The organism is Microbacterium sp. LB12, from assembly GCF_037150835.1.
In the GTDB taxonomy this organism is placed as follows: domain Bacteria; phylum Actinomycetota; class Actinomycetes; order Actinomycetales; family Microbacteriaceae; genus Microbacterium.
The window spans coordinates 88,561-109,164 of sequence record NZ_JBBCPF010000003.1; the positions used below are offsets into that span (position 1 = coordinate 88,561).

19 protein-coding genes are annotated in these 20,604 nt (G+C 66.3%); 4 read left to right on the forward strand and 15 right to left on the reverse strand.

The features are described from left to right. Positions 1–3 precede the first annotated feature (3 nt). From WFM69_RS07445 to WFM69_RS07455, 3 genes are read right to left on the reverse strand one after another with little or no spacing between them, the layout of a single operon-like run. Positions 4–282: a hypothetical protein gene (locus WFM69_RS07445; protein ID WP_337003215.1), complete on the reverse strand. Its 279-nt coding sequence runs from the start codon at positions 280–282 to the stop codon at positions 4–6. After that, positions 283–414, reverse strand: a complete 132-nt coding sequence (locus WFM69_RS07450) for a hypothetical protein (RefSeq protein WP_337003217.1) — start codon at positions 412–414, stop codon at positions 283–285. A gap of 38 nt (positions 415–452) precedes the next feature. Beyond that, entirely contained in the window at positions 453–1,592 is a 1,140-nt protein-coding gene (locus WFM69_RS07455; RefSeq protein ID WP_337003219.1) for a PIN domain-containing protein, read from the reverse strand. Between the two features lie 185 nt (positions 1,593–1,777). Here WFM69_RS07455 and WFM69_RS07460 point away from each other — a divergent pair, with 185 nt between their 5' ends. Together WFM69_RS07460 and WFM69_RS07465 are read left to right on the forward strand one after the other, a co-directional pair. After that, positions 1,778–2,716, forward strand: a complete 939-nt coding sequence (locus WFM69_RS07460; RefSeq protein WP_337003221.1) for a HamA C-terminal domain-containing protein — start codon at positions 1,778–1,780, stop codon at positions 2,714–2,716. Then, the gene (locus tag WFM69_RS07465; RefSeq protein ID WP_337003224.1) at positions 2,713–5,277 is read left to right on the forward strand and encodes a DEAD/DEAH box helicase; all 2,565 of its coding nucleotides are present in this window, start codon (positions 2,713–2,715) and stop codon (positions 5,275–5,277) included. Before WFM69_RS07460 ends, WFM69_RS07465 begins: the two co-directional genes overlap by 4 nt. On the opposite strand, the gene WFM69_RS07470 is transcribed toward WFM69_RS07465, so the two are convergent. Beyond that, the gene (locus WFM69_RS07470) at positions 5,274–5,996 is read right to left on the reverse strand and encodes a DCL family protein (RefSeq protein WP_337003226.1); all 723 of its coding nucleotides are present in this window, start codon (positions 5,994–5,996) and stop codon (positions 5,274–5,276) included. The two genes, WFM69_RS07465 and WFM69_RS07470, sit on opposite strands and share 4 nt — an antisense overlap. A 59-nt stretch (positions 5,997–6,055) precedes the next feature. After that, positions 6,056–6,931, reverse strand: coding sequence for a hypothetical protein (locus tag WFM69_RS07475; protein WP_337003227.1), 876 nt, complete (start codon positions 6,929–6,931; stop codon positions 6,056–6,058). Between the two features lie 186 nt (positions 6,932–7,117). Here WFM69_RS07475 and WFM69_RS07480 point away from each other — a divergent pair, with 186 nt between their 5' ends. Further along, on the forward strand, positions 7,118–8,683 hold the full coding sequence (locus WFM69_RS07480) for a hypothetical protein (RefSeq protein ID WP_337003229.1): 1,566 nt from the start codon (positions 7,118–7,120) through the stop codon (positions 8,681–8,683). 177 nt (positions 8,684–8,860) lie between these two features. Here WFM69_RS07480 and WFM69_RS07485 read toward each other — a convergent pair whose 3' ends face one another. The 9 genes from WFM69_RS07485 to WFM69_RS07525 all read right to left on the reverse strand — a co-directional run bounded on the left by WFM69_RS07485 (position 8,861) and on the right by WFM69_RS07525 (position 18,960). Further along, positions 8,861–11,605, reverse strand: a complete 2,745-nt coding sequence (locus tag WFM69_RS07485; protein WP_337003231.1) for an ATP-dependent DNA helicase — start codon at positions 11,603–11,605, stop codon at positions 8,861–8,863. Between the two features lie 3 nt (positions 11,606–11,608). Next, the gene (locus tag WFM69_RS07490; protein WP_337003233.1) at positions 11,609–12,733 is read right to left on the reverse strand and encodes an ImmA/IrrE family metallo-endopeptidase; all 1,125 of its coding nucleotides are present in this window, start codon (positions 12,731–12,733) and stop codon (positions 11,609–11,611) included. Next, positions 12,726–13,409: a hypothetical protein gene (locus tag WFM69_RS07495; RefSeq protein WP_337003235.1), complete on the reverse strand. Its 684-nt coding sequence runs from the start codon at positions 13,407–13,409 to the stop codon at positions 12,726–12,728. The genes WFM69_RS07490 and WFM69_RS07495 overlap by 8 nt, the downstream gene beginning before the upstream one ends. A gap of 445 nt (positions 13,410–13,854) precedes the next feature. Then, positions 13,855–14,730, reverse strand: coding sequence for a bifunctional DNA-formamidopyrimidine glycosylase/DNA-(apurinic or apyrimidinic site) lyase (gene mutM / locus WFM69_RS07500; RefSeq protein WP_337003237.1), 876 nt, complete (start codon positions 14,728–14,730; stop codon positions 13,855–13,857). Beyond that, positions 14,723–15,394 carry a ribonuclease III gene (gene rnc, locus WFM69_RS07505; RefSeq protein WP_337003239.1) on the reverse strand — a complete coding sequence of 224 codons (672 nt, stop codon included), beginning with the start codon at positions 15,392–15,394 and terminating at the stop codon, positions 14,723–14,725. Before rnc ends, mutM begins: the two co-directional genes overlap by 8 nt. Positions 15,395–15,425: 31 nt before the next feature. Next, on the reverse strand, positions 15,426–15,635 hold the full coding sequence (gene rpmF / locus WFM69_RS07510) for a 50S ribosomal protein L32 (protein WP_017830754.1): 210 nt from the start codon (positions 15,633–15,635) through the stop codon (positions 15,426–15,428). A gap of 2 nt (positions 15,636–15,637) precedes the next feature. Then, the gene (locus WFM69_RS07515) at positions 15,638–16,186 is read right to left on the reverse strand and encodes a YceD family protein (RefSeq protein WP_337003647.1); all 549 of its coding nucleotides are present in this window, start codon (positions 16,184–16,186) and stop codon (positions 15,638–15,640) included. A gap of 71 nt (positions 16,187–16,257) precedes the next feature. Continuing rightward, positions 16,258–16,755 carry a pantetheine-phosphate adenylyltransferase gene (gene coaD, locus WFM69_RS07520; protein ID WP_337003241.1) on the reverse strand — a complete coding sequence of 166 codons (498 nt, stop codon included), beginning with the start codon at positions 16,753–16,755 and terminating at the stop codon, positions 16,258–16,260. Between the two features lie 30 nt (positions 16,756–16,785). Beyond that, positions 16,786–18,960, reverse strand: a complete 2,175-nt coding sequence (locus WFM69_RS07525) for an ATP-dependent DNA helicase RecG (RefSeq protein WP_337003243.1) — start codon at positions 18,958–18,960, stop codon at positions 16,786–16,788. Positions 18,961–19,021: 61 nt separating this feature from the next. Between WFM69_RS07525 and rsmD the strand changes: the two genes are divergently transcribed. After that, positions 19,022–19,639, forward strand: coding sequence for a 16S rRNA (guanine(966)-N(2))-methyltransferase RsmD (gene rsmD / locus WFM69_RS07530; protein WP_337003245.1), 618 nt, complete (start codon positions 19,022–19,024; stop codon positions 19,637–19,639). On the opposite strand, the gene thiL is transcribed toward rsmD, so the two are convergent. Beyond that, positions 19,609–20,604, reverse strand: a complete 996-nt coding sequence (gene thiL / locus WFM69_RS07535; protein ID WP_337003247.1) for a thiamine-phosphate kinase — start codon at positions 20,602–20,604, stop codon at positions 19,609–19,611. The genes rsmD and thiL overlap by 31 nt on opposite strands.

A 20,604-nucleotide genomic window follows, 5' to 3' on the forward strand; every position in this document is an offset into this window, starting at 1 on the left:
CCCTCATCCTCGCAGAGTAGACAAGTTCTCGACCTCGGCAGCGCTCAGCTCGCGCACGCGCAGTACGCGGTTGGTCCTCCACCACTCGGCCGGAGCGAACCCGCCGGCAATGACCGCCTGATGCCCGAGCACGACCCGGCGCGCCGCGTGCCCGTCGGGGACGATCGGCGGGTCGTCGTCTTCGATTGGCCCCTCCGACCAGATCGCGCGAAGCCGCCGCCACCAAGCATCGCGCGGATCCGCGTTCACGACGCCATCGGCGTGCGGCGCGGGCAGGCGCATCTACGCGAGCCGGCCCCGGCGCAGGTCGACGACGATCCGGGGGCCATCCTCGGTCGTGAGCTCGTGCACGCGCTGCCAGCCGAGCGTGAGCGCCGTGCCGTCGAGCAAGACGTCGGGCTCGGGCACGGGCATGGCTCGAGTCTGCCACGAGGGTGCGACGTCGGGGCCGCTCACCGTTCCCCTCGCTTTACGACTTCCTCGACGCCGTCCACAACGAGCGTGAGCTCCTCGCTCGACGAGCCCGAGAAGGAACCGCTCAGGGCGAACCGAACGCGATGACGTTCCATGGCGCGCACCACGTAGCGGTTCTCCTCCTCGACGTAGGTGAACCCGAAGTCGCCGCCCTCGAGGTATGCGCTGCGGTCGATGTATCCCTCGATCTCGCAGTCGGCTTCGACCGTCACCCGAACGACTCGCTCGTCGCCCTCGCCGGCGAGGTACACCCCGTACCCGATCGTCTCCAGGTCCGGCGCGACATCGTTGAACGCGGTGTCGTGGAGCGCGCTCGGGAGCGGGCTGTCGGAGATTACGTCGCCGTCCCAGACGCCGACCACCGTCACCAGGTCGCGGCCAGAGAGGTCGGACAGCGTCTCGTCTACGAGCTCCGCGATGCGGGCCCGCGCGGGTCCACGGTCGTCGAGCGTCCGCAGCGACTCGATGAGTGGAGCGATCAACGGGTGGCCCGTCGCGGCGCGGAGGTCCTCGACGACCGTGAACGACCGGTCCGCGTCGAGTTCGTCGCGCAGATGCGGATGCAGCTCCATCTTGGTCTTGCTCGCCCAGAAGTCGTCCGAATTGTTCGTGACGAAGAGTACGGGGGTCTCGGGGTTCTGCTCCGCGCAGAGTTCTCGGATCGTCGCCCAGATGAGCGCGTCCCGGAACCCCTTGCCCGTCTCGCTGAACGGCTTCCGCCGGTCGAGATCCCGTTCGAGCAGCTCCGCCACGGACACCTCCGGGTACCGGGCGATCCGTACGCGCTTGCCCCCGAGGAAGGTTACGAGCGCCTCGTACACGGCGGTGCGCTCCAGCGGCTCCGGCCCGTCCACAGCCGCGCCCGGCCGGGCGATGACGTCCACGGACCGCGCGGCTCCGATCGCGTCGTTGAGCTCCTTGACGGCGTTGCGGAGCTTGGAGTGCTTGTCGTTGAACTCCTTGGCCCCTTGTCGTGCGAGCTCATGCACGACGACCTCGGGGACGACGAGGCGGATCACGCGAAGCCTCGCGAGCGCGAGGAGGCTGCCGAAGCCGGCACCGGACAGCGTCCTCAGCCCGTAGAGCGGGTTGGCATCGAAGATCACGACGGGCTTCATGACTCCACCGTATCGGCGTACAACATCCGCATCGTCTTGACAACGACGCGCGTGCGTTCGACCTACATTCGCGGGAAACCGCTCATATGTCGAGTGGCATTGCCAAGGTTCGCCCTGGACATAGATATTCTGCAGAGAAGTCTCCGCAACCGCGCTGAGCCGTCGGGGGGACCTCTGGAGAAGTCATGGTTGACGAGGCGACAATCGTCGAAGAGTTCGTTGCGCTGGCCCGAGGCAAATCCACCACGCTGATCGACTTCTTGCCCGCCTTTCAAGAAGCCGTCACAGTGCCCGATACTTCGACGCTTGTTCGAACTCACTTCATCGCTCACGACGCCAATGGAGTCCCTGCGGTCGAGAAGCTCGCGGGAGCCATGGCTGCCGCGACCTTGGACTTCTGCATCCCTCGGTCAAAGATTCAGCGCGCCGTCGCAGAGCTGGAGGAGACAGGTTCGACCGCGGCCATAGTGAGCCTGCAGGAGCAAGCCCGCGACTTGTTCGTGAAGTCGGAAAGCTCCGGAGAAGGAGGCGAGCTGCTCCTCTTTCTGCTGATGGAGCGGGTGCTTCAACGCCCACAGCTGATCTCCAAGATGGCACTCAAGACGAACACGGCGATGCATGTCCACGGTTCCGATGGCATCCATGCCAGCTTGGCCGACGACGGAACCTTGGACGTGTACTGGGGAGAGTCAAAGCTCTACAAGTCAAGCTCCGACGCCTTCAAAGAGTGCTTTGACAGCATCGCCCCCTATCTCCGCCCTAACGGTGACTCCAAGCGGAAGCAGGACCTCCTGCTTGTGCGGGATCATCTCAATGTCACCCAGATCGAACTCGCGGCGCACCTGCTGGAGTACTTCGACGAGACGAATCCGAAGTCACTGAAGGCACGTTGGAACGGCGTTTGTCTGGTCGGCTTCGATCACGACAACTACCCGAACATCGCGACCCTCGACGACGCCCAACGCCAGGCCGTCTCGAAAGCCGTGCAGCGATGGCACGAAACGGTTGGAAGCCGACTGAAGGAGTTTGACATCGTCGGCGTGAACATCGATCTCTTCTGCATCCCCATGCCAGACGTCGCCGATCTTCGCGCTCGCGTTCTGAAGCGGATGGGCGCAAAGTGACCACGACCAATGCACTGGAAGACATCGTCTTCGCGTCTCACAAGTTCAGAGACGTGCTCGAATCCGCGCGCAGACTGACGGTCCGTTCAGAGTTCCCCGCTGTGGAGTGGTACGAGGAACTGCCCCCGATCGACTGGGGATTCGCTCTCCTCTACGCCAGCGCGATCACTTCGGCGCAGTCGGAGCGCGCTCAATCCGCGGTCCTACGGATCGCCACGGCATGCATGTTGTCATCGGACGCGGAGGCAGCTCATCATGCGGCTGCCGCAGCACTGCTCGAACGCAGCGGCAATCACATGGCCGTCGAGCTCGCGGAGTCCCGAAAGCGCCTGCCAGCGGACGCTTGGCAACAGCTGCCGGGAGCGCTGCGGCTGGAAGTCGTGCGAAGCCGAATCGAGCACTCGGTACGTCTCTCCGACGGCCGAGTCCTGCCGGTCAACCCGTTTCAGGGAAAGTTCTGGGACGCTGTCGAGACAAGCGATTGGTTGAGCGTATCCGCGCCGACGTCGGCCGGGAAGTCACGCATCATCCGAGAGCACTTCCTGGAGCTCGCTCGCCGGACCGGGCCCTTTACCCTCGTGTACCTTGTGCCGACGCGCGCCCTCATCGAAGAGGTATCCCGCGACCTACGACGGGAAGTTCCACCGGACGTCGGTGTCTTCACAATGCCCTGGGACCCAGACCTCGCCGACTCCTCCAGGACCGTCCTGGTTGTCACGCAAGAGAGGCTCCACCTCGTGTTGGAGCTGTTGCCGTCTCTGTCCGTGGACCTCCTTTTCGTCGACGAAGCGCAGTCGCTCGCCGGCGACGCGCGAGGTGTTCTTCTCCAGCATGCGATCGAGCGCACGATACGTCGCAGCCCACACGCCCAGGTGCTCTTCGCCAGTCCCCTGAGCTCCAATCCAGAGCTTCTGGTGGAGGACGCGCCCCCGAGTCGGCGCTCGAGCTCGTTCGTGTCCGAGACTGTGACGGTCAATCAGAATCTCATCTGGGTCGAACACATCGACCGGAAGCCCCAGCGCCGGGCTGTGTCCTTGGTCGCGGACGGAAACCGTCACAGACTCGGCGATCTGGTGCTCGCACAGCGGGCGACGAGCGTGCCGATGCGGGTCGCGTTGGTGGCTCATGCGCTAGCCGGAAGCTCCCCCGGAAACCTCATCTACGTCAACGGCCCCGGCGATGCCGAGAAGGTCGCGAAAGCCGTGTACGAGCAGCTCCCTGCGCTCGAGGAGCCCGATCCCGAACTCGACAACCTACGGGACCTGATCAAGACTGCGGTTCACAGCAAGTATCTGCTCGCTGACGTCCTGGCCCGCCGCGTGGCTTTCCATTACGGGAACATGCCGCTCGTGATCCGCACTGAGATTGAGCGGCTCTTCGGTGAGGGCAAGATCCACTACCTGGTGTGCACCTCGACGCTACTGGAAGGCGTCAACCTCCCGTGTCGAACGATATTCATGCGCAACCCGCAGAAAGGCACCGGTCGACCTCTCAAAGAAAGTGATTTCTGGAACTTGGCCGGACGAGCGGGTCGTTGGGGCAAGGAGTTCGAGGGCAATGTCGTGTGCATCGATACGGATGTCGACGGGCTTTGGCCCAACCTGCCGCGTGTACGAAAGCGATCGCAGATCAGCCGAGCGGTCAGCACCGGCCTTGATGACGCGTCGGGCCTCCTCGCTTTCGTACGCTCTGCTGACGAAGTACATGACAACAGCACCGCGGAAAGTCTCTTCGCGTACCTGTTCTCGAAACACCTCGGGGGCGAATCCGTCGAGACGCTACTCGAGCGCGTCCCCCTGGAGTCCGAACGGAGCGAGATCGCCTCGGCCATCACCACCACGGCGACGGATCTGACTGTCCCCGTCGAGATCGTGACCCGGCACACCGGCATCGCTCCTGTCTCGATGGAACGGCTGCTCGACAGTTTCCGTCGCTCTGGGAAGCCGCCGTCGGATCTCGAACTCCCTCTCCCCGAGGAACCAGATTCGAGGGCGCGATTCCAAGAGGCGCTGGTACGGATCGGCGCGACCATGACCAGCGTCTTCGGCGCGCCACGGTCAGGCGAAGATCGCCGCAAGTGGCAACTTGCCAACCTCATCGTGAACTGGATGAAGGGCATGCCCCTGGCACGTCTGATCGATCAGCGGCTCGCGTTCAATGCGTCGCTCACCTCGGCGGTCGCGATTCGAGACGTCATGCGAGACATCGAATCGATCGCTCGCTTCCACGCGCCCAAGTACCTCGCGTGCTATGCCGACGTGCTCGCCGTGTACTCGACTGAGCTCGGGGTGGAAGCCGCGGATCGCCCCGATTATGCGATGATGCTCGAACTTGGCGTCTCTCGCACGAGTGAGGTCGTGCTCATGTCACTTGGGCTCTCTCGGACAGCGACCGTTGCGCTCGCCGGCTTCATCGGCGTCGACGAATGGTCCCGTGGAGAAGCCCTGGAGTGGCTCGCGGCTCAGAACCTCGACGGGCTCGGCGTACCGGTGCTGCTCCAGCGCGAGATCGCCGACGTGCTCGAAATCGCGTCGCGCCGTGCAGACAGCAGCAGCGCCTAGTCTTCAGGTTGCCAATCGAGGTTGCTGACTTGACGACGTCGCGAGGCCTCGGAGGCTGTTGCAAGGCCGAGGGTGGCGTGGCGCGAATGAAACTCCAACCAGCGGCCTGCCTGGCTCCGGTCGGCAAGTTTGGAACCGACCGCCGCTGTCCCGCTCGAAGCAGGCACAACCGCGAGCTGGTCCCAACCGCCCTCGCCTTCCGCAAAACGCGATGTGAGCTGCCCCCAAGATGGAGCCACGTAGACAACCTGAGCATCACGAAGGTCACTGATCCGATCACCGGAGAGGTCGCTCAACACTTCGTCGCGCGAAGCGAAACGGGCTTCGCGGTACGCCTGACGACGCTCGTCGACTTCGGTCCGCATCGCTTCTTTGGCGTTCGACATCGCCGAATTCTGTCGTATGGCGCTGAGGTAACTGAAGTCCACTTCATCGCCATCGATACGGCGGATCCAAATGCCGATCGCATTCGCACCGACGAACACGCCGTTTGCGTCGCGTGTTCTGCCGATATAGAACTCCTTGACGCCTGGGCCAACCTTCTCAACCTGATCCGGGTGACGTTCAAGAAGTTCGATGAGCATGCGGTGGTGAACAGGGTCCGACACGACGTCACCGACCGCGTAGCCTGAGCTCCGGAGAATTCCACGGAACGCAGCTTCCGCCGCCGACCGTGTCGGCCAACTGAACGTCTCGAGGAGAACCGGAATGCCTACCATATAGACACCGTAGACCTCACTCTCAGTCCGAATACCAAGCCACTTGGAGAGGAGTGAATCTACTCGGCGTCAAGCGCTTCGGCTATGACATCGACGATCCCGGCGGTCGCGATCGCAGCCTGATAGGGCTGCCAGCGGTCGACTTGCTCGGCGGTCCATTCCCAGTGTGAACGCGGCAGGACAATGTGGAGCAGGTGCTCCGCGGGTGGCCAGCCAGCCGACGGGTCGGGCTCGGAATCTGCTGCTGCGCGCCAACCGGCCTCGCGGACAACCGCGCCGTTCATGAGCGTGACGACGTCGCCCTCTACCGCATCGATCGCCATGCTGTTGTCGATGCATCCATCGATAAGAAGCCACAAGCGGACGGGGATGTCGATAGTGATGTAGCGCGGCCGCTCCGACGTACGACCGGAAGGCTCCGGATCCGGATCCGCCGGAAGAGGCGCGGCGTCCACAGGAGCATCGCCGTGCATTCTCGTCCAAGCCTCACGGAGGTTCCGCTCTCGTCGCTCGGCTGCCCGAACCTCGTCGAGCCCCGCCGTGGACGCCATCTGCGCGAGGTTCTCCCGCACCGCATCCGCGTGATTGCGCCGAGCGCGCTCGGAATCGAATGACGCAACATCGGCTATCTCGGCCGCCTCTGGGTGAGTGAAGGCCACTGGCTTTCCTGCCGCACGGGCATAGGCCACCTCACGGCGCGTGGACTCACCGATGTATCCGCCCGGGTTGACGACCATGACGCGGTCGGCGAGGTCGATCTTTCGCAGATGCAGCAGAGCGAGCAGCGGCTCCTGCGCGCTGATGACGGGGCCGTTCGCCTCACCAGGTGCGAGAACGATGATGCCTGCGAACGTCAGGTCGCGGTTCAGATCGCGCATCTCAGCGGTGAAGCGCGCGGAACCACAGATGCAGACAATCTCGGGACGGTCAGTCATCAGAGCGCACCGTCCTTTCATCGTTCCGCGGATGCGACCGGCATCGATCACGACTCTACGGCGCTCCTGGTCAGCCGAGAGCGCGATTGCTTATCCGCCGCGGCGAACCGCGATGGTGAGACCCGAACGAGGGCTGGCCGCAGCACAGGGTGGGCAGGCGTCAGCGGCCTTCGATACGGTGCTCGTATGAACAGGCCCGTCAATGACCGGCAGCTGGAAGTGCTGCGGTGGATCGCCGACGGGTGCCCCGCGGGCAAGTGGCCCGAGGACGACAACGTCCCCAAGATCAGCGCCGCCGCGCTCAAGTCCCGAGGCCTCGCGACCGTCGCCGGCCATGGCAAGACTTGGACCGCCGCGATCACCGAGGCCGGCACGCACTACCTCGAGCACGGGAGCTACCCGCCAAGCGATGAACCGCCCGTCGCGGTCGCCCCCACTGGCCGCGCACGCCGCGAAACGCAGCCGAAGCTCGATCTGGGCGAGGGCGCGTCAGCGACGCTCGCAGAAGCGCGAGCCCTGATCGAGCAGCTTCAGGAACAGGGGCAGCTCAGCGTCCGCGACCCGGAGGAGTCGATCAGAGCCCGCTATCGGCGAGTGCTGCATGCGTGCAGGGTCCATCGCCTGGTGCCGGACGGACAGGAGCTGCGCTTCACCGGGCGCAGCTCGGGCGACATCGTCATCATGCTCAGCACGGGCTCCTTCGCGGACGCCACGAACTGGGACCGCATCCGGACGACGGCGCGAACCGTCACGACGAACCTCGACGTGCTCCGCAACGCCTTGGAGACCACGTCGATCCTGAACTCGATCAGCGAAACGCTTCGCCCCCGCGCCAGCGAGGTCGTACTCGGCCTTGCCGAGGAGCTCCGCGCGCACGAGCTGAGGCTCGCGGTGAACCAGAAGCTCAAGACGCCGAAGCTGTTCATCCAGGTCGACACCCGCCGCCGGAGCCTGGAACTGACCGAGCTGCTGGACGAGGTCCCCCACGTGCTCACGGACGCAGAACAGCGAGAGCTCCGGCGCTCCCCCTGGAAGCAGATCCCGAAGTTCGACAGCGTGCCGTCCGGCCGCTTGCGTCTCAAGATCGAACGAGACGGTTCGCACCAGGTCGATCTCGGTCGTCAGAGCTACCGGTACGACCGCAACAGCGACAGCTGGTCCGATGAGAAGACGAAGCCGCTCGAGACCCGAGTCCGCGAGATCGCCCGCGCGATCAAGAAGGGCGTGGTCGACGACGCCGATGCCGCGGAACGTGAGCAGCAACGACGCGCCGAGGCTCAGGAAGCATTCCAGCGCGAGCGGGCCGCTGAACGTCGCGCCTGGGAAGAAGTACGCGAACGTGCTCGCGCGAAAGCCCTGCTCGTCCAGCGAGAGGTGATCTTCGCGCGAGCGTTCGAGAGCTGGCAGGGAGCGCGGGAACTCCGCGAGTTCGCGAATCATCTCGAGGCCGAAGCCGCCGAGAAGGGGCTGCTGGCAGATCGCCCCAGGCTGCGCGAGTGGCTGGAGTGGGCGCGACGTCGCGCGGACGAGTTCGACCCGCTCGTGAACCTCGAGCACCTCGACGACGACGTCTTCGACGCGGAACCCTCAGCTAAAGACCTGAGACCGTACATGGAGGGCTGGGACCCCTCCGCGCCGCACAAGGACTACAGCATCGGTCGCGACTCCCGGGAGCAGCAGGCCCAGCATGCGCCGCAACCTCTGGCGTGGCATCCGGGCATGCGCGACCGGCCCAGTTGGTGGCGTCGCTGACGCAGAAGCTGGACCGTCTGCCAACGCTCGCTTCGCCGGGCGAGCGGAGGTCAAGGGCGACGATCGACCGCCTCGTTCTCTCGCCTGAGCACTTCCGCGTGCGCGACGACACGATGAGGACGACGCTCGCGTCTCATGCGGTCGATCAGGGCAGGGACGTGCCGGCAGAGCATCGATCTAGGGTCGCGCTCGATCCTTCTGCAGTTTCGGTCGACGCGCGACAGGGGTGACACCTCGGCGGGTGCGGAGCAGGTTCTCGTCCTTGGTGTTCTCGTGCACAGCGAGCCGGCTGAGGATCCGCTGCTGGGTCTCGGGGGTCCAGTAAATGCCGAGGCGTCGGCGGGCCCGGGTGATGGCGGTGTAGAAGATGCTGTGGGAGATGCGTTCCTCGTTGGCGTCGGTGATGACGACCTTGACGGAGTCGTACTCGAGGCCCTGCGCCTTGTGGATCGAGACGGCGTAGGCGATCTGGAACGGGACGAGGGTGTTCGCCTGGTCATCGTCGTCGTCGCTGCTCACGCTCTCGAAGACATCGAACTGAACGGTGCGCTCCCCCGCCCAGCGCAGCTCGGTGCCCACGAGATCGTTTTCGGTCAGCTCCCGGTCGAGCCGCACGTCGAAGGTGATGCGCCCGAGAACGCGGTCGATCTTGGCGATCGTGCCTTTGAGGTTGTTGAAGATCACCGGCCGGAACCGATCGGTCTCGTTGAAGAGCACTGGGTCGCCCACTTTGTAGACCGCCTGGCCCCAGATGGCGGCCGGTTCCGGGTTGCTCGCCTGCAGGAAGCGGTTGACGTTGTTGATGCCGTACAGCCCGTCGTAGTTCAGACAGAGCACGATCTCGTCGTCGCTCTCCTTCTGGAACAGCGTGTCGCCGAGCACCTTCGAGTACCCGTTCCTGGCGAGGGATTCCTCGATCCGGTCGTCGAGTTTGCGAACGCGGTCCCACAGCGTGAGCAGCGCTTCGTCGTCGGTGCGGAACGGCCTGGTCAGCTCGAAGACGGCTCCCTGCGGAAGATAGCCACGCGCAAGGGCGAACCAGTTGCCGAACTCGATCGACTCGATCTGATACACGTCACCGACGAGCACCAGGAGATCGAAGCTGGTGTTCTCCAGCACCTTGAGGAGGCTTGCGTTGCTCAGGGTGCTGCATTCGTCGATCACGACGACGCCGTAGCGGGAGCCGAAGGTCGAGCTCGCGTACGCATGCTTCGTGACGGTGTTGAACGACGAGTTCGGCGCGTCCACCCGCCGCCTGAGGTTGTCGACGGCGGGGTTCGTGTGTGCGAGGAAGAGCTTGCGCTCGTCGGCGAAGTAGTTGGCGATGTGGTTGACCATCGTCGATTTGCCCGTCCCGGCCGCACCATAGACGAGGGCGACGTTCGAGTGCGCGAAGAGCGCCTTCAACGCCTCGACCTTCTTGCCGTCGTCGATGACGCCCGGATGCTCATCGAGCCAGGTCTGCACGCCCTCGGCGTGCGCCTCGATGCCGCTACCGGCGGCTTCCTGCAGCTGCTCGATGATCGAGACGGCATCGTCCTCGTAGCCGACGATGAAGACGTGCCCGTTGTCGTGCGCGAGCTTCCGCGGCGCGTGCCGCGGGATGTTCGGAAGCAGCCGGTTGTACCGCGCGATGAGCCGGTCGACGTCACCGAGGTGCTCGACGTCCGCGACCGGCGTGTAGATCGATCCGTGCTGCTCGACGTTGTTGCGGACTCGACGCGCGAGGAGCTCGTGCTCCCGGCCCTTCGTGCTGAGGCTCTCGGCGAGATCCCCGAAACGAGGGACGTGCCCCGCCGGCGCGCTGCAGAACGGCATCGTGTCGAACGGGGAGCTCTTCGAGGTCAGGCAGAGCCTGGAGAGCCACCCGTTCGGTGACGGGTCGAACTGCTCCTTGATCACCTGGTTGTGCATCCGGAGCATCAGGTACCGGATGATCCTCGCCCCGGGACGATTCGCTCGGACGAGCGTGCGAGCGCGGTCGAGCACCGGGAAGATCAGCGCCGTGCGGCGCGATTCGGCCAGCGCCCAGGTGCGGATCTGCGCGTAGTCGGCGTCCGCCATGTCGACCAGATCGAGCAGGCCCGAGTGCGTCGTCGTGAGGTACTGCATCAGATTCCGGTACTCGGCATGTCCGCTTTGCACCTTGGTCTGAACGCCGAACAGCCGGGCGAAGTTGTCGAACTCGCAGGGGCGGATCGACACCGCCCAGGAACGGATCACCAGGATCGGCATCGTCTTGCCCAGCACGTCGATCGAGTCGCTGACCAGCTCCAGGCGGGCGGCGTAGTGCTCGGTGATGTCGATGTCCGTGAACGCGATGCTGCGATCGGACTTGCTCGCCCGGTTGTGCGCCACCGAGAACGTGACCTCGTAGTAGATCCGACCGTCGAGGAAGAACGGCCGCGAGCTGTGCACGTAGTACCGGTCGCTTCGTCCCTCCGCGGGCGCGCTCAGCACCGCGTCGATCCGAGCGGCGATCTTCTCGTGATAGTCCCGCAGCGACGGATCAAGATCGACCGGGAAGTCCTCGAGGTTCGCGAGGATCTCGACGCCGAGGTGCTGCTTGGCGAGCTCGCGGGTGCGGAGCATGTACTCGTAGTACTTGAGCATCAGCCGCTCGGACGGGTCCCGGTCGAGCGTGAAGTGAGACACGCTGGCCTGCAGCTGATCGTGGAACCGGCTCAGTCGCCTCACCTTCGCGTTGGCCTTGACGAACTCCATCGCCCGGGCCACCTGATGGTTGTCGCGGAACTCGACCGAAGGATCCTTCGCGTGCGCCCACACCGCGAGGCCCTCGACGAGGTTGCGCAGCTGCGACAGGAGGTTCTGCGAAAGCAGACCACGATCGCCGGCGAGGCTGGCGATGTTCTGGCAGATGGCGTTGTCCGCGCTCCGGACCTGCTCCTCGACGGTCGCCACGTCTCAGCCCTCGTCGCCGACGAGGCGCAGCACCGGGCGCTGATCGGGCTCGCCGAGCAGGTCGCGAACCTGCGCAGGAGCCAGCCGCAGGATCTCAGCAAGCGCCGGCACCGTCGCCCCCTGCTCAGCGGCGAGCTCCGCGGCCTTGCGCAGCAGCGTCGGCGTCTCCCCCGGGTATGCGCTCGTCGGGTCCGCGGACGGATCGTCGACCATGGCGAGGCGCTGATAGGCGCGTCGTGCCGAGGAGTCGGTGGTCCGGCCGCGTTCCACCATCCGCCGGATGAGCGAGTGCGGCGACACGCCCCAGGTCCGCCCGAGACGATCGAGGACCGCGAGGTCGAGACGCTGCGGCAGGGCAGCGTCCATCGACGCCGCCGGGGTGAGGAATGCCGCCGCGAACTCGTCGGCCTCCCGCTCGATGGCGGTGCTCTGCTCCGCTGACTCGGCGTGGAGCAGGAGGTGGCCGATCTCGTGGGCGATCGAGAACCGGTGCCGGAACACGTTCTCGCTGCGGCGCGGCGTCGTGACCACGATCGGTCGGTCCACGATCACGGACGAGAACGCGTCCACCGCATCGATCTCTCCAAGGGGACGCACGACGACCACGATCCCCCGCGACTCCGCGGTGGCGACCAGGTGTCGCACCGGCCCGTCCGGGAGACCCCAGTGCCGGCGCAGCGCCGCCGCCGCTTCGCCCGGGCTCGTCCCAGACGGCAGCTTCGGGAGATCCGCCTCGGGGAGCTTGACGTATCGCTCGAGCGCGAAGGTCAACTCCCACACCAGCGTTGCGGTCGACAGCGCTCGCTGGCGGTCGCCGACCCGCGCCGAGCGCAGGCTGCGGAAGTGCGCGTGCACGATGTCGATGCGCGCGAGCGGTCTGCCCACGCTGAAGAACCCGGGACGCACCTTCAACGTCGTCGCCATCCGCTCGACCACATCGGCTCGAGGAGAGTTCACCCCTGCCTCGTACTGGCCGATCGCCGCGGCGGAGACCCCGACCGCGGCCGCGAGTTCCGTCTTGCTCAGGCTCTGGCGCACGCGAGCCTGGGTCAGCCGTGCCGGCTCGAACCTCCCTTGCCCATCCGACGAGCCTGGTAGATCGAACAGTCCAGGGTGCTTGTCACGCATCTGGCGTCAGGTCCTGCTTCTGCGGCTCGAGCGAGGGCACGACCGGGCTGCCGCTGTCGAACGACTCGACATCGTCAGCTGCGGATGCGGCCACGAACTCGGGCTTCCAGATCGTCTCCTCGCCGTGCAGATGGACGGTGCCGCCCGTGTACTCCGCGACAGCCCAGTCGATCGCATTCAGCGAACGAGGCGTCGAATGGACCATGACGAGAACGACAGGCATGAACTCGCCCGCAGCCAGAATCATGCGCTCGAGCTCATCCTGTTCGCTGGCGTTTCGGGTCTCCTCGCCGCCCTCGATGAAGCTCTGGCCGAACATCTCGACCGGCCGCCGCGCGAAGAACCCGCTCATGCGGGTCTTGCTCGTCGCGAAGCCACTCTCGACATCTGCTGCCGCCGGCACCCGCCACACGAACACCAGCCCGCCGTTGACGATCGGAAGCCGATAGCCAGCCGGAACAAGCCTGTGCGCCTGAAATCCGCGGTCCTTGAACGCTTCGTAAGTGTCTTCCAGCAGATCCCGCCACTGCCCGCCGAAGCCGAACGTGTAACGGGTCCCCGCTGCCTCGTGGGCGTCTGCCGCCAGGGCGTGGCGCGCTTGCACGACCTCGATGACGAGATCGCGTGCGTCGGCGGCGTAAGCGCCAAGCGCTTCGAAGGGAGAACTCGGGACCATCGCGACCTCCTGAAGTCAGAGCCCGGTGAGCAGAGTCACCCGCCGAGTTGACTTTAGTCTGACACGAAATACGCGCACGCATGCTTCAGCTACTCGGCGTGTCGGATCACCTGCCGGGCTTCGGTCCCGCGCCAGCAACACGACCCAGCTCAGGGCATACACAACATCGAGTTACACAAGACGCCACCATGCAGCGGACCCATTGGCCTCCATGAATGGATCGACGCACTAGTCGGAACTCAAGGTAATCCAGCGCACCCCGCACCCTGACGGTTGGACGGTAAACGTGCCAAACTCGACGAATCTGTCATCCTTCTACACACCATCTCACGTTGATGTGGCAAAACGCGTCCAGATGTGTCCCACCGTTCGAACCCAAGAAGATGGGCGTTTTGGAGAGGATGACACTGAATCCGTGCCGACCGACTGCGCTCATAACAGCAGCTCAGAGGCTGTTTTTGCGAAGGCGCTGACACCGTGGGCAGAAGTGCGACGAGCGGTTCATGAAGGCAACGCGCCTGATTGGCGTCCCGCAGCGAGGGCAGGGTTGTCCGGCCAGACCATAGACACATAAATGTCGGGCAAAGTAACCGGCCTGGCCGTTCACATTGACGTACTGGGCGTCGAAGCTCGTGCCACCCTCGGCCAACGCCTTCGTCAGGACGAGGCGGACCTCCGCCAGCAGCCGGTGCACCGACGGTGTCGACAAGCGGTTCGCCGGAGTCTCCGGATGGATGCGCGCAGCCCACAGCGACTCATCGGCATAGATGTTGCCGATGCCGCTCACCACGCCCTGGTCGAGGAGGACACGCTTGATCGCGCTGCTTCTCGCGGCCAGCATCATGCGGAAACGGCGGTCGTCGAAGGCGTCATCCATCGGGTCTCGCGCGATGTGGCGGACCTGGGAGGGGATCAGCGAGGGGCCATCGTCGATCAGGCCGTCCACGGCGAGCGAACCGAATGTGCGCTGATCGGCGAACACGATCGCGAGCTCGCCGTGAGCCGGATGCTCGATGTGGATTCGGACACGCTCATGACGCTCCGCCACGGCATCCGGGGCGCGCAACAACATCTGACCGCTCATGCCGAGGTGAGCGATCAGGGCGGATTCCGCGTCGTCGAGCGGGAGCCACAGGAACTTCCCCCGCCGCGAGGCTGCCGTGAACGTGCGGCCCTCGAGCCTGCCGACGAAGTCCGCCGCGTCGGCCGTGTGCCGCGTGAGCGCCCTCTCATCGAAGACGCTCACCGCGGTGATCATCGCACCGATCGCAGCCGGCGCGAGGCCTGCACGGACGACCTCGACCTCGGGAAGCTCAGGCACGCTCGCTGAGTGCGCGCCAGGCGCTGAGGGCTGCCGCCATCTCCGCGGTCTTCTTGCTGCTGCCGGTGCCGGTCATCCGAACGTCGCCGACCGCCACCGTCGCCGTGAACCGACGGTCGTGATCCGGACCGCTCGCCTCGATCGAGTACTGCGGAGGCGTCGCGCCGACACGCGCCGCCAGTTCTTGCAGACTCGTCTTCGGATCCATCGCTGCACCGTAGCGCTCCGGGTCAGCGAGCAGCGGCTTCGTCAGTCGCAGCACCAGCTCGGTCGCTGCGTCCGGGCCCGCCGACATGTACGTGGCGCCGATCACGGCCTCCATCGTGTCCGCCAGAATCGAGTCCTTGTCTCGACCGCCGGTCTGCTCCTCGCCGCGCCCGAGCAGCAGATGACTGCCCAGATCGATCCCGCGGGCGACCTCGGCCAGAGCGACCGTCGAGACGACGCTTGCACGCCGCTTCGCCAACTCGCCCTCATCGAGATCTGGGTGGGTGGTGAAGAGCATCACGGTGACAGCCTGCCCGAGGACCGAGTCTCCGAGGAACTCGAGACGCTCGTTGTGCGGGATGCCGCCGTGCTCATATGCATAGGAGCGGTGGGTGAGCGCCAACTCCAGAAGCTCCGCGTCGATATCGACGCGGAGCTTTTCTGGGAGAGGCCTCATCCCCCCGGGGACCTCTGTCACGATTCGTGACTCAGACGTCGGCGACCTTGCGGCCCTTGTACTCCAGGAAGAGCTCGGTGCCCTGCGAGTCGGTGACGACCTTGGCCTGGTGGGGACGGCTGTAGACGACCTGGCCGTTCTCGATCGTCTTGACGAGCGCGACGGGCGCCGCCTTCCACTGCGCGCGGCGCGAGCGGGTGTTCGAACGGGATACCTTGCGCTTCGGGGGGTTACCAGCCATGACTAGCTCTCTTCTTTCTCGGCGGCACGAGATTCTTCCGCGCCGTCTTGGTCTGTGATGTTCTGGAGCGCACTCCATCGAGGATCGATGGGAGCGACCTGCTCCGTTCCGGTGCTCACGGTCAGTCGTTCACCCGTTTTCGGGTCGAGACCCGGGCAATCCGGCTGACACACCGGCTGAAATGGAAGTGCCAGTACGGCCGCATCCCTGACGAGAGTTTCAAGATCCACGTGGTCGTCTTGAACCTCGAAGTCAGTTTCTTCCTCCCCAGGATACGCGAAAAGCTCCTGGAACTCGACTTCGACGGGCCGAGTGATGTCGATCAGGCATCTTCCGCAGACTCCTGTGTACTCCGCGTCCGCCGTTCCCGACACGAGAATGCCCTCGTGGACGGACTCCAGCCGCACGTCGAGATCAAGCTCGGAGCCCGCTTCGTACGCCACGATCCCCTCACCCCAGGCTTCCGACAGGGTCACCGTGAACTCGTGTTCACGCATCTCCCCCGGACGCCGGACAATGTCGCGGACGGGAAGGACGAAAGGGCCGTTCAGTCGAGAGCGCACCCCGCCATGCTACCGGGATCCGCCACCGACGAGGCCGGGCCCGCGTTCAGGAAGAAGGCTCAGAGGCCGCGCGAACCCGTGTCGAGGAACTCCGCCACCGCGGGCGGGACGAACGGTGTGACGTCGCCACCGAGCGACGCGACCTGCCGCACCAAGGAGCTCGAGACCATCGCGTGAGAAGGGTCGGGCAGCAGGAAGACCGTCTCGATGTCGGCGAGGTGTCGGTTGACGATCGCCATGGGCGACTCGTAGGCGACGTCGATCTGCGAGCGGATGCCCTTCACTAGCACACCGGCGTTCACGTCACGCGCGTAGTCGACGAGCAGACCCATGCTCCACGAGCCGATCACGATGTTGCCCGGCATCCCGTCGTCGGCGATCGACCGCTCCAGCAGCGCGAGACGCTGTGCGATCGGCAGCATCGCCTCCTTGCCGGGGTTGTGCACCACCAGCACGTGCAACTCGTCGTACAGCGCGGCCGCACGCCGGATCACATCGAGGTGACCCAGGGTCGGCGGATCGAAGGAACCCGGGACGACGGCGATCCGGCTGCTCATGCGTCCAGCCTAGGGCACGTCGATGAGTGGTCAGTTCTTCGCCAGAGCCGCACGGTCCTCGTCGCTGACGCGCCTGCTGATCGCCTCCCGCAACCCCGGATGCTCGGCGAGTTCGGGGTCGGCCGCGAGGATGCCCTCGGCCACCTCACGGGCACGCACGATGAGCCCCGCGTCCTTGACCACGCGCAGGAGCTTGAGTGACGAGCGCACGCCGGCCTGCGCCGCACCGAGCACATCGCCCTCGCCGCGCAGCTCGAGGTCGACCTCCGCGAGGGCGAAGCCGTCGAGTGTCGCGGCCACCGCATCCACACGGTCGCGAGCGAGCGAGCCGGACTCCGCCTCGGTGACGAGCAGACAGAGTCCGGGAACACCCCCGCGGCCGACGCGACCGCGGAGCTGATGAAGCTGGGAGACCCCGAAGCGGTCGGCATCGAGCACGATCATCGTCGAGGCGTTCGGCACATCCACCCCGACCTCGATCACCGTGGTCGCCAGGAGCAGATCGATGTCGCCACGGGCGAACGCCTGCATCACCGCGTCCTTCTCATCCGACGGCATCCGGCCATGGAGCACGGCTCTGCGCAGACCGCCGAGGGTGGGGTGAGTGGCGAGAGCCTCGTCGAGCTGCACGACACCCCAGCGCGGCCCGGTGCCGCCCTCGGGTGCGAGCGCGGACTGCTCCCCCGCCTCGGCCGTCTTCGCGGCGGTGTCGATGGCCGCGCACACCGCGAAGACCTGCCTGCCCTGCGCGATCTCCTCGGCCGCGCGCTCCCAGACCCGGTTGAACCACCCCGGATGCTCGGCCAACGGTGCCACGAACGACTGGATGCCCGCACGCCCCGCCGGCATCGTGCGGATCACCGAGGTGTCGAGATCGCCGAACACCGTCATCGCGACCGTGCGCGGAATCGGTGTCGCCGTGAGCACCAGCGCGTGCGGGCTCGAACCCTTCGCACGCAATGCCTCACGCTGCTCGACGCCGAATCGGTGCTGCTCGTCGACGACCACGAGCCCGAGGTCGGCGAAGGTCGTCTTCTCACCCAGCAACGCGTGCGTGCCCACCACGATGAGCGCCTGGCCCGACGCGACCCGGAGCGCGGCCTTACGCCGTTCTGCGGCCGGGAGCTGCCCGGTGAGCAGCGTCGGCATGAGCTGCGGGGCGAGATCGGGGCCGAGCATCTTGGCGATCGAGCGCAGGTGTTGACCAGCCAGCACCTCGGTGGGTGCGATCAACGCCGCCTGCCCTCCGCTCTCGGCCACCTGCAGCATCGCGCGGAGGGCGACCAAGGTCTTTCCGGATCCGACCTCGCCCTGCACGAGCCGGTTCATCGGCCACGCGCCGACCAGGTCTGCCGCGATCTCCTGCCCGACCGTCTCCTGGTCGGGCGTGAGCGTGTACGGGAGTGACGCGTCGAACCGCTCCAACAGCCCACCCGCCGCTGCCGGGCGCGACGTCGCGGAGAGCGACCTGACGGCATCGCGCTGCTGGAGAAGAGCGGTCTGGAGCACCAGCGCCTCATGCATCCGCAGCGTGCGCACTGCGGGATCGATGTCGTTGCGCGTGCGCGGACGGTGGATGAGCTCCAGTGCCTCGCTCGCGGTGAGCAGTTCTTCGCGTGCACGGATCTCCGCGGTCAACGGGTCCGGTGCTGCCGAGAGCGCATCCAGCACCCGGCCGACCAGCCGCGCGATCTGCCACGTCTGGATGGCCGATGTCGCCGGGTAGATCGGGATGGGCACCGCTGCGCGCGCGTCAGCGCTCCGGCGTGCGGCGTCTTCATCGTCGAAGAGCTCGTACTCGGGATGCGCGAACTGGGTGGCTCCGTTGAACTCGCCCACCTTGCCGGAGAACACCCCGCGTCGCCCGACCGCGAGATCTTTCGAACGCCACTCCGCTGCGCCGACGTTCTTCGCGAAGAAGGTCAGCGACATGCGACCGATACCATCACCGATCACCACGTCCACCATTGCGCCCGGACGATTGCGCATCCGCCGGAAACTCGACGACAGCACCTCCGCCACGATCGTGACGGTCTCGCCCAGCGGCAGATCGCGGATCGGGGTGAGCTCACCGGGATCGGCGTAGCGACGCGGGTAGTGCGCGAGCAGATCGCCGACGTTCTTCATGCCGAAGGCACGACCCAGCGTCTTGGCCGACGCCGCGCCGAGCGCATCCTCCAGCGAGGAATCGAGCGTGAGCGACATGATCCGAGTCTAGAGAAGGCAGCCGACACGGCACGCACCCGGGCTGTCGTATCGTGAACGGGTGACCAGGATCATCGCCGGCAGCGCTCGAGGAGCGAGACTCGACGTACCGGGGGCGGGCACGCGCCCGACGAGCGATCGCGTGCGCGAATCGCTCTTCGGCGCTCTCGAGTCGTTGAGCGCCATCGAAGGCGCGCGGGTCCTCGACCTGTACGCGGGATCCGGGGCACTCGGACTCGAGGCACTCAGTCGCGGCGCAGCGAGCGTCGACCTCGTGGAGCGCGGACGTCAGGCCGCGGCCATCGTCCGCCGCAACGCCGCCGTCGTCGCGAAGGCCGGGGGCTTGGCGACGGGCCGCGTGCACGAGAGCACAGCGCTGGCCTTCCTGCAACGCACCGCGGGCCCCTACGACCTCGTCTTCACCGATCCTCCGTACGACCTGGACGACGCGGCCATGACCGCGGACCTCGTCGCCCTCTCCCCCCTGCTCGCGGCCGACGCCGTCGTCGTCGTCGAGCGGGCGCGGCGCTCCACCCCGCCGGACTTCGCCGCAGCCGGGCTGGAGCAGTTCCGTGAGAAGTCCTACGGCGACACCACACTGTGGTGGGCGGAACCCGGCGCAGACGAAGACGATCCCGCTCCAGAGGATCAGCCCGCGACCGAATCCCAGTCGCGGTAAGGATCCCATCCGCTCACGTCGACCGGGAGGTCGTCGCAGAGCAGACCCTCATCTCCGCGTGGGCGCACCACACCGATCGCCCGGAACCCCGGCGGCAGCACGCCCGCGGGGAACGTCGCCAGGAGCGCATGGTCCTCACCGCCCGCCAACGCGCGATCCGGAGCCTCCCCCAGCGCAGCACGCTCGAGTGCGATCGTGACATCCGACGCGTCGGCCATCCGACGCGCGTCGAGGGCGAGCCCGTCGGAGATATCCATCATGGCCGTCGCGCCGGCCGTCGCAGCGACTGCCCCCAGGGCGATCGGAGGAGTCGGGCGCAGCTGCGCCGCGAGCGCAGCGCCCTCCCCAGCGGCGAGCCTCGCGGGATCCACCGACACCGGAACGTCACCGTCTCGGAATCGGCCGAACAGCACGGCGAGCCCGTGCGCGGCATGACCGAGCTCTCCCGCCACCGCGACGACGTCCCCGACCTCGGCGCCGCCGCGCGTGACCGGAGGGCGACCCTCCAGATCACCGAGCGCCGTGACGGCGACGGTCATCACATCGGAGACCGTCAGGTCGCCTCCGACCACTGCGCATCCCGGTGCGAGCGCTGCGCACGCCTCCCGGAACCCGTCGGCGAGGCGCTCCACGAAGGAGAGCCGCAGATCACGCGGGACGGCCAGGGCGACCAGCAGGGCCGTCGGGCGAGCGCCCATCGCCGCGACATCGGCGAGGTTCACCGCCGCCGCCTTCCACCCCAGGTCGTACCCGCTGGACCACGCGAGACGGAAGTCCGGCCCGTGCACCAGCGTGTCGGTCGTCGCCACCACCGAACCGGACGGAGTGGCGATCACCGCCGCATCGTCTCCCGGACCGAGCAGCGTATGCGTCGCCGGCGACGTGCGGGTCAGGATCGCCTGCAGGATGCGGCCTTCGGACACATCTCCCAGGCGCGGATCATCGGCTTCGGGTCGGGAGGGCAT

Excerpts from the sequence above, each read along its gene's own strand:
- WFM69_RS07445 (WP_337003215.1), bottom strand. The coding sequence starts at position 282 with ATGCGCCTGCCCGCGCCGCACGCCGATGGCGTCGTGAACGCGGATCCG.
- WFM69_RS07450 (WP_337003217.1), bottom strand. The coding sequence starts at position 414 with ATGCCCGTGCCCGAGCCCGACGTCTTGCTCGACGGCACGGCGCTCACG.
- WFM69_RS07455 (WP_337003219.1), bottom strand. The coding sequence starts at position 1,592 with ATGAAGCCCGTCGTGATCTTCGATGCCAACCCGCTCTACGGGCTGAGG.
- WFM69_RS07460 (WP_337003221.1), top strand. The coding sequence starts at position 1,778 with ATGGTTGACGAGGCGACAATCGTCGAAGAGTTCGTTGCGCTGGCCCGA.
- WFM69_RS07470 (WP_337003226.1), bottom strand. The coding sequence starts at position 5,996 with ATGGTAGGCATTCCGGTTCTCCTCGAGACGTTCAGTTGGCCGACACGG.
- WFM69_RS07475 (WP_337003227.1), bottom strand. The coding sequence starts at position 6,931 with ATGACTGACCGTCCCGAGATTGTCTGCATCTGTGGTTCCGCGCGCTTC.
- WFM69_RS07480 (WP_337003229.1), top strand. The coding sequence starts at position 7,118 with ATGAACAGGCCCGTCAATGACCGGCAGCTGGAAGTGCTGCGGTGGATC.
- WFM69_RS07490 (WP_337003233.1), bottom strand. The coding sequence starts at position 12,733 with ATGCGTGACAAGCACCCTGGACTGTTCGATCTACCAGGCTCGTCGGAT.
- WFM69_RS07495 (WP_337003235.1), bottom strand. The coding sequence starts at position 13,409 with ATGGTCCCGAGTTCTCCCTTCGAAGCGCTTGGCGCTTACGCCGCCGAC.
- rnc (WP_337003239.1), bottom strand. The coding sequence starts at position 15,394 with ATGAGGCCTCTCCCAGAAAAGCTCCGCGTCGATATCGACGCGGAGCTT.
- rpmF (WP_017830754.1), bottom strand. The coding sequence starts at position 15,635 with ATGGCTGGTAACCCCCCGAAGCGCAAGGTATCCCGTTCGAACACCCGC.
- coaD (WP_337003241.1), bottom strand. The coding sequence starts at position 16,755 with ATGAGCAGCCGGATCGCCGTCGTCCCGGGTTCCTTCGATCCGCCGACC.
- WFM69_RS07525 (WP_337003243.1), bottom strand. The coding sequence starts at position 18,960 with ATGTCGCTCACGCTCGATTCCTCGCTGGAGGATGCGCTCGGCGCGGCG.
- thiL (WP_337003247.1), bottom strand. The coding sequence starts at position 20,604 with ATGCCCTCCCGACCCGAAGCCGATGATCCGCGCCTGGGAGATGTGTCC.